This window comes from uncultured Intestinimonas sp. (assembly GCF_944387245.1).
GTDB lineage: Bacteria > Bacillota > Clostridia > Oscillospirales > Oscillospiraceae > Intestinimonas.
Genome location: NZ_CALXEE010000106.1, coordinates 1 through 5,539, shown reverse-complemented (window position 1 = coordinate 5,539; position 5,539 = coordinate 1). Strand labels below are relative to the sequence as shown.

Here is a 5,539-nt window from a genome sequence, read left to right as displayed (position 1 = left end):
CAACATCATCCCCTCCTCCACCGGCGCCGCCAAGGCCGTGGGCAAGGTCATCCCCGAGCTCAACGGCAAGCTGACCGGCATGTCCATGCGTGTCCCCACTCTGGACGTCTCCGTGGTCGACCTGACCGTCAACCTGGCCAAGCCCGCCAAGTACGACGAGATCTGCGCCGCCATGAAGGAGGCCTCCGAGGGTGAGCTGGCCGGCGTGCTGGGCTACACCGACGAGGACGTGGTCTCCTCCGACTTCATCAGCGATCCCCACACCTCCATCTTCGACGCCAAGGCCGGCATCGCCCTCACCGATACCTTCGTGAAGGTCGTGTCCTGGTACGACAACGAGTGGGGTTACTCCAACAAGGTGGTCGATCTCATCACCTATATGTACGGCGTGGACCACAAGTAATTTTCCTTTTCCCTATTACGTTGAAAAAGACCGGACCCAGATGGGTCCGGTCTTTTTCTTTTTCCCCCTTGACAAATCGGTGCCACTGTGTCTATACTGTATATGCTTGATATATACAGTATACCATCTCGAGGTGAACCATGGACATCATCATCAGCAACAGTGCCGGCGTGCCCATCTACGAGCAGATCACCCAGCAGATGAAGGGCCTCATTCTGCGGGGGGAGCTGAAGGAGGGGGAGGCCCTCCCCTCCATGCGGCTGCTGGCCAAGGAACTGCGCATCTCGGTCATCACCACCAAGCGGGCCTACGAGGAGCTGGAGCGTGAGGGCTTCCTCACCACGGTGCCCGGCAAGGGCTGCTTCGTGGCCCCCAGAGATCTGGAGCTGGTCCGTGAGGACTGCCTCCGCCGGGTGGAGGAGCATCTCTCCCAGGCGGTGGACATCGCCAAGGGCGGCGGCATCTCTCTGGAGGAGCTCACCGGGGCGCTGAACATTCTATATGGAGACGAGTGATATGGCCAATCTCATCGAAGTACGGGGCCTGTGCAAAAACTACGGCGACTTTTGCCTGGACCATGTGGACTTGACCCTGCCCGGCGGCACCATTCTCGGCCTCATCGGCGAGAACGGCGCCGGCAAGACCACCACCATCAAGGCCATCCTGGGACTTATTCACCGGGACGGCGGCTCGGTGCAGGTCCTGGGCCGGGAGGTGACGGAGGGCAGCGACTTCCGGGAGGACATCGGCGTCGTGTTGGACGAGAGCGCCTTCCACGACCCGCTGAAGGCGCCCCAGGTGGGAAAGATCCTGGCCGGAGCCTACCGGAACTGGGACGCCCCCCTCTTTGACGCCTATCTGGACCGGTTCGGGCTGCCCCGGAACAAGAAGATCAAGGAATTCTCCAAGGGCATGAAGATGAAGCTCTCCATCGCCTCCGCCCTGGCCCACCACCCCCGGCTGCTCATCCTGGATGAGGCCACCGCCGGGCTGGACCCGGTGGTCCGCAACGAGCTTCTGGACGAGTTTCTCACCTTCATCCAGGACGAGGACCACGCCATTCTCCTCTCCAGCCACATCACCAGCGACCTGGAGAAGGCGGCAGACTATGTGACCTACCTCCATAGGGGCCGGGCGGTCCTCCAGGGGGCCAAGGATGAGCTGCTGGACACCTACGGGCGGCTGGTATGTTCCCGCGCCGACCTGGCGGCGGTGGACCCCGCCCTGCTGGAGGGCACCCGGGTGAGCCAGTTCGGCTGCGAGGCCCTGGTAAAGGACCGGCAGGCCTTCCGGCGGCGGTATCCGGAGCTGACGGTGGACCCGGTGACCCTGGAGGACATCATGGTATTTACGGTAAGGGGGGACGAGGCATGACAGGCCTTGTGAAAAAGGACCTCTATCTCTCGCTCAGCATGTTTAAAAGCTATGTGGCGGTGGCTGCCGTCTTTGCCGCCCTCACCGCCTTTGGCATCTACGACATCTCCTTCTTCGTCACCTATGTGTCAATCATGTGCATCATGATCCCGGTGAACCTCTTCGCCTACGACGAGCAGGCCCGGTGGGACAAATATGCCGCCGCTCTCCCCTCCGGCCGGGCGGGGGTGGTGAAGGCCCGCTACCTCCTCACCATTTTGGTCTGCGCCGGCTCCCTGGTATTTTCCCTCCTCCTCCAACTGATCGTGGCTCTGGTCTCCGGCGCCCAGGGACAGGCGCGGGTGGACCTTCTCCTCAGCGGCCTCCTCCCCGCCGCCTACGGCTGCTTCATGAACGCCATCCTCCTCCCCCTCCTCTTCAGGTTCGGCTCCCAGAAGGCACGGCTCTACCTGATCCTGGTCCTGGGGGTTGGGGTGGGCGTCATCTTCGGCGGCCTCACCGGCCTCAAGGAGATGGGCCTCTCCCTTTCTGCGCTGCGCTTCCCCCTCTTTGTGCTGCCGGTGGTGGGTCTGCTGGCACTGATCCCCTCCTATCTTTTCTCCAAACGGATCTTTTTCCACAGAGACCTCTGAGTATGTGTAAAATGGGCGCCGTGACTTTCGTCGCGGCGCCCATTTCTATCGAAGCAGCTGCCATTCTGTCCCCACCTGGCGGTAGAGTCGGTCGGCCCGGTCCACCGCCGGCGGCTCTCCGTCCCAGTCGAACTGCACACAGGTTCCACAGGCTGTGGAAAGTTCCCGGGGCACCGGCATGAGACGGGTGGAACGGGCACCGGCGCTGTGGAGCACACGGCTGGCCAAAATACTGTCAAATTGTGAGGAAAAGGTGGCCAGATAGGTCATGACGAGCCCTTCTTTCCCCTCCCCCTGGGAGGTGTGTGGAAGCATGGAAGAAAGCCCCTTACGTATCCCCGGTGCACCAGGGATACGTAAGGGGCTTTTCTTATTCAGCGTGAGGTGATCTTACCGATTACACCAGCTGCACGATGGCCATCTCGGCGGCATCGCCCCGACGGGGGCCGATCTTCACAACGCGGGTGTAACCGCCGTTGCGGGAGGCGTACTTGGGGCCGATCTCGTCGAAGAGCTTCTTGGCCACATCCTCCTTGGTGATGAAGGCCAGAGCCTGACGATAGGTGGCCAGGTTGTTGTGCTTGGCCAGGGTAATCATCTTCTCGGCCACAGGAGCCACTTCCTTGGCGCGGGCGTAGGTGGTCTTGATCTGGCCGTTCTCCAGCAGATAGGTCACCATGGCGCGGAGCATAGCCTTACGCTGGTCAGAACGCTTACCAAGCTTACGATATCCGGACATTGTGATACACTCCTCAATCGGCGTTTCGCACAGCGAACGCCCTTCTCTGTAAATTCGTCCTGAGGGCGCGTGCCCTCGGGAGGACGTGGGCCGGGACGGCGTCCCGGATCCGGGAGGGGACGTTACATGCCCCCCGGACCGCCCTCCAGTACAGCCTTAATTGTTGCTGTCGTCGCTGGCCAGGGACAGGCCCATCATGGCCAGCTTGTTGATGACCTCTTCCAGGCTCTTGCGGCCCAGGTTGCGCACCTTCATCATCTCGTCCTCGGTCTTGGAGATGAGGTCCTCCACCGTGTTGATGTTGGCGCGCTTGAGGCAGTTGAAGGACCGGACCGACAGGTCCAGCTCCTCGATGGTCAGCTCCAGGACCTTGTCCCGCTGGGCCTCCGCCTTCTCCACCACCGTGGACTTGTTGCCCATGGTCTCAGAGAGATCGGTGAAGAGCATGAAGTGGTCCACCAGGATCCGGGCGCCCAGACTCACCGCGTCCCGGGCGGTGATGGTGCCGTTGGTCCACACCTCCAGGGTCAGCTTGTCGAAGTCGGTGAGGTCGCCCACACGGGTGTTCTCCACCGTGTAGTTCACCTTCTTCACAGGCGTGTAGATCGAGTCCACCGGGATGAGTCCGATGACCGTCTGGGCCGGCTTGTTCCGGTCGGCGGGGACGTAGCCACGGCCATGGGACAGCGTCAGCTCCATGTTGAGGGAGGCGTCGGGGCCCAGGGTGGCAATGTGGTGGTCGGGATTGAGGACCTCCACCTCGCCGTCGGCCTTGATGTCGCCGGCGGTGACCTCGCCTTCGCCGTTGGCCTCGATATAGACGGTCTTCACGCCCTCGGAGTGCAGCTTGGCAATGATGCCCTTCACGTTGAGGACGATCTCAGTCACATCTTCCTTGACGCCGGGGATGGTGCAGAACTCGTGCTGGACACCGGCGATCTTGATGGAGGTCACCGCGGTGCCAGGCAGAGAGGACAGCAGAATCCGGCGCAGGGAGTTACCCAGAGTGGTGCCATAGCCGCGCTCCAGCGGCTCCACCACATACTTGCCATAGGAGCCGTCGCCAGGGTTTTCCACGCATTCGATGCGCGGCTTTTCGATTTCTACCATGAAACAGTTACCCTCCTTGTTGCGGCGGCAGAGCGGGCAGGCTCTGCCGTATCGTCGTTAGGTTCATTGGGACGCGGGGGCGATGCCCCCGCTCTCCCACAGTCGAGGGTATCAAATCGATTACTTAGAATACAGCTCGACGATCAGGTGCTCCTCGATGGGCAGGTCGATGTCCTCCCGGGCGGGAGTGCCGACAACCTTGGCCACCAGGGTGTTCTGGTCGAAATCAAGCCACTTGGGGGCGGGGCGGGAGCCGTTGGCCTCCAGGGAAGCCTTGAACTTATCCAGGCTGCGGCTGGAATCCTTCAGAGCGATGACCTCGCCGGGCTTCACCAGGTAAGAGGGGATGTCGACCTTCTTGCCGTTGATGGTGAAGTGGCCGTGACGGACCAGCTGACGGGCCTCAGGACGGCTCATGGCGAAGCCCAGACGGTAGATGACGTTGTCCAGGCGGGACTCCAGGATGGCCAGCAGGTTCTCACCGGTGACGCCCTTCTTGGAGGAAGCCATCTCGTAGTACTTGGCGAACTGGCTCTCCAGCACGCCGTAGTAGCGGCGGGCCTTCTGCTTCTCGCGCAGCTGCATGCCGTACTCGCTCATCTTCTTGTTCCGCGCGTTGCCGTGCTGGCCGGGCGCGAAGGGGCGGCGCTCCATGGCGCACTTGTCGGTGTAGCAGCGGTCACCCTTCAGGAAGAGCTTCTGGCCCTCCCGGCGGCACATGCGGCAGACCGCTCCGGTATATCTTGCCATATTGTAATTCCCTCCTCTAAATCAGACGCGGCGGCGCTTGGGCGGCCGGCAGCCGTTGTGGGGAACGGGGGTCACGTCCTTGATGAGGGTGACTTCCAGGCCCACGGCCTGCAGGGCGCGGATAGCGGCCTCACGGCCGGCGCCGGGGCCCTTCACGTACACCTCAACGGTCTTCAGGCCGTGCTCCATGGCCGCCTTGGCAGCGGTCTCAGCAGCGGTCTGAGCGGCGAAGGGGGTGGACTTACGGGAGCCGCGGAAGCCAAGGCCGCCGGAGGAGGCCCAGCTCAGGGCGTTGCCGCCCATGTCGGTCACGGTGACCATGGTGTTGTTGAAGGAGGAGCGGATGTGCACCTGGCCCTTCTCGATATTCTTACGCTCGCGGCGCTTACGCACCACTTTCTTGCCGTTCTTAGCAGCAGTAGCCATGTGTATCTTCCCTCCTTACTTCTTCTTATTGGCGACGGTACGCTTGGGACCCTTGCGGGTACGGGCGTTGGTCTTGCTGCGCTGGCCGCGGACGGGCAGGCCCTT

8 protein-coding genes and 2 pseudogenes are annotated in these 5,539 nt (G+C 62.2%); 4 read left to right on the top strand and 6 right to left on the bottom strand.

The window, feature by feature from the left end:
- The 4 genes and pseudogenes from Q0K15_RS10430 to Q0K15_RS10415 form a co-directional block, all read left to right on the top strand.
- Window positions 1-403: pseudogene (locus tag Q0K15_RS10430) on the top strand (type I glyceraldehyde-3-phosphate dehydrogenase); the annotation flags it as partial.
- A gap of 140 nt (window positions 404-543) precedes the next feature.
- Window positions 544-918: a GntR family transcriptional regulator gene (locus Q0K15_RS10425; RefSeq protein ID WP_294515782.1), complete on the top strand. Its 375-nt coding sequence runs from the start codon at window positions 544-546 to the stop codon at window positions 916-918.
- A gap of 1 nt (window position 919) precedes the next feature.
- Window positions 920-1,777 carry an ABC transporter ATP-binding protein gene (locus tag Q0K15_RS10420; protein ID WP_294515781.1) on the top strand — a complete coding sequence of 286 codons (858 nt, stop codon included), beginning with the start codon at window positions 920-922 and terminating at the stop codon, window positions 1,775-1,777.
- The gene (locus tag Q0K15_RS10415) at window positions 1,774-2,409 is read left to right on the top strand and encodes an ABC-2 transporter permease (protein WP_294515780.1); all 636 of its coding nucleotides are present in this window, start codon (window positions 1,774-1,776) and stop codon (window positions 2,407-2,409) included. The genes Q0K15_RS10420 and Q0K15_RS10415 overlap by 4 nt, the downstream gene beginning before the upstream one ends.
- Window positions 2,410-2,454: 45 nt before the next feature.
- On the opposite strand, the gene Q0K15_RS10410 is transcribed toward Q0K15_RS10415, so the two are convergent.
- The 6 genes and pseudogenes from Q0K15_RS10410 to Q0K15_RS10385 form a co-directional block, all read right to left on the bottom strand.
- Window positions 2,455-2,679: a DUF3343 domain-containing protein gene (locus Q0K15_RS10410; protein ID WP_294515779.1), complete on the bottom strand. Its 225-nt coding sequence runs from the start codon at window positions 2,677-2,679 to the stop codon at window positions 2,455-2,457.
- Between the two features lie 127 nt (window positions 2,680-2,806).
- Entirely contained in the window at window positions 2,807-3,148 is a 342-nt protein-coding gene (rplQ, locus tag Q0K15_RS10405; RefSeq protein WP_130848316.1) for a 50S ribosomal protein L17, read from the bottom strand.
- A gap of 156 nt (window positions 3,149-3,304) precedes the next feature.
- Window positions 3,305-4,258: a DNA-directed RNA polymerase subunit alpha gene (locus Q0K15_RS10400; RefSeq protein WP_130848317.1), complete on the bottom strand. Its 954-nt coding sequence runs from the start codon at window positions 4,256-4,258 to the stop codon at window positions 3,305-3,307.
- A 120-nt stretch (window positions 4,259-4,378) separates the two neighbouring features.
- On the bottom strand, window positions 4,379-5,008 hold the full coding sequence (gene rpsD, locus Q0K15_RS10395) for a 30S ribosomal protein S4 (protein WP_130848318.1): 630 nt from the start codon (window positions 5,006-5,008) through the stop codon (window positions 4,379-4,381).
- 21 nt (window positions 5,009-5,029) lie between these two features.
- Complete coding sequence (rpsK, locus tag Q0K15_RS10390; protein WP_130848319.1) at window positions 5,030-5,434, bottom strand: 30S ribosomal protein S11; 405 nt, start codon at window positions 5,432-5,434, stop codon at window positions 5,030-5,032.
- A 15-nt stretch (window positions 5,435-5,449) separates the two neighbouring features.
- Window positions 5,450-5,539, bottom strand: a pseudogene (locus tag Q0K15_RS10385) (30S ribosomal protein S13); the annotation flags it as partial.

Excerpts from the sequence above, each read along its gene's own strand:
- Q0K15_RS10425 (WP_294515782.1), top strand. The coding sequence starts at position 544 with ATGGACATCATCATCAGCAACAGTGCCGGCGTGCCCATCTACGAGCAG.
- Q0K15_RS10420 (WP_294515781.1), top strand. The coding sequence starts at position 920 with ATGGCCAATCTCATCGAAGTACGGGGCCTGTGCAAAAACTACGGCGAC.
- Q0K15_RS10415 (WP_294515780.1), top strand. The coding sequence starts at position 1,774 with ATGACAGGCCTTGTGAAAAAGGACCTCTATCTCTCGCTCAGCATGTTT.
- Q0K15_RS10410 (WP_294515779.1), bottom strand. The coding sequence starts at position 2,679 with ATGACCTATCTGGCCACCTTTTCCTCACAATTTGACAGTATTTTGGCC.
- rplQ (WP_130848316.1), bottom strand. The coding sequence starts at position 3,148 with ATGTCCGGATATCGTAAGCTTGGTAAGCGTTCTGACCAGCGTAAGGCT.
- Q0K15_RS10400 (WP_130848317.1), bottom strand. The coding sequence starts at position 4,258 with ATGGTAGAAATCGAAAAGCCGCGCATCGAATGCGTGGAAAACCCTGGC.
- rpsD (WP_130848318.1), bottom strand. The coding sequence starts at position 5,008 with ATGGCAAGATATACCGGAGCGGTCTGCCGCATGTGCCGCCGGGAGGGC.
- rpsK (WP_130848319.1), bottom strand. The coding sequence starts at position 5,434 with ATGGCTACTGCTGCTAAGAACGGCAAGAAAGTGGTGCGTAAGCGCCGC.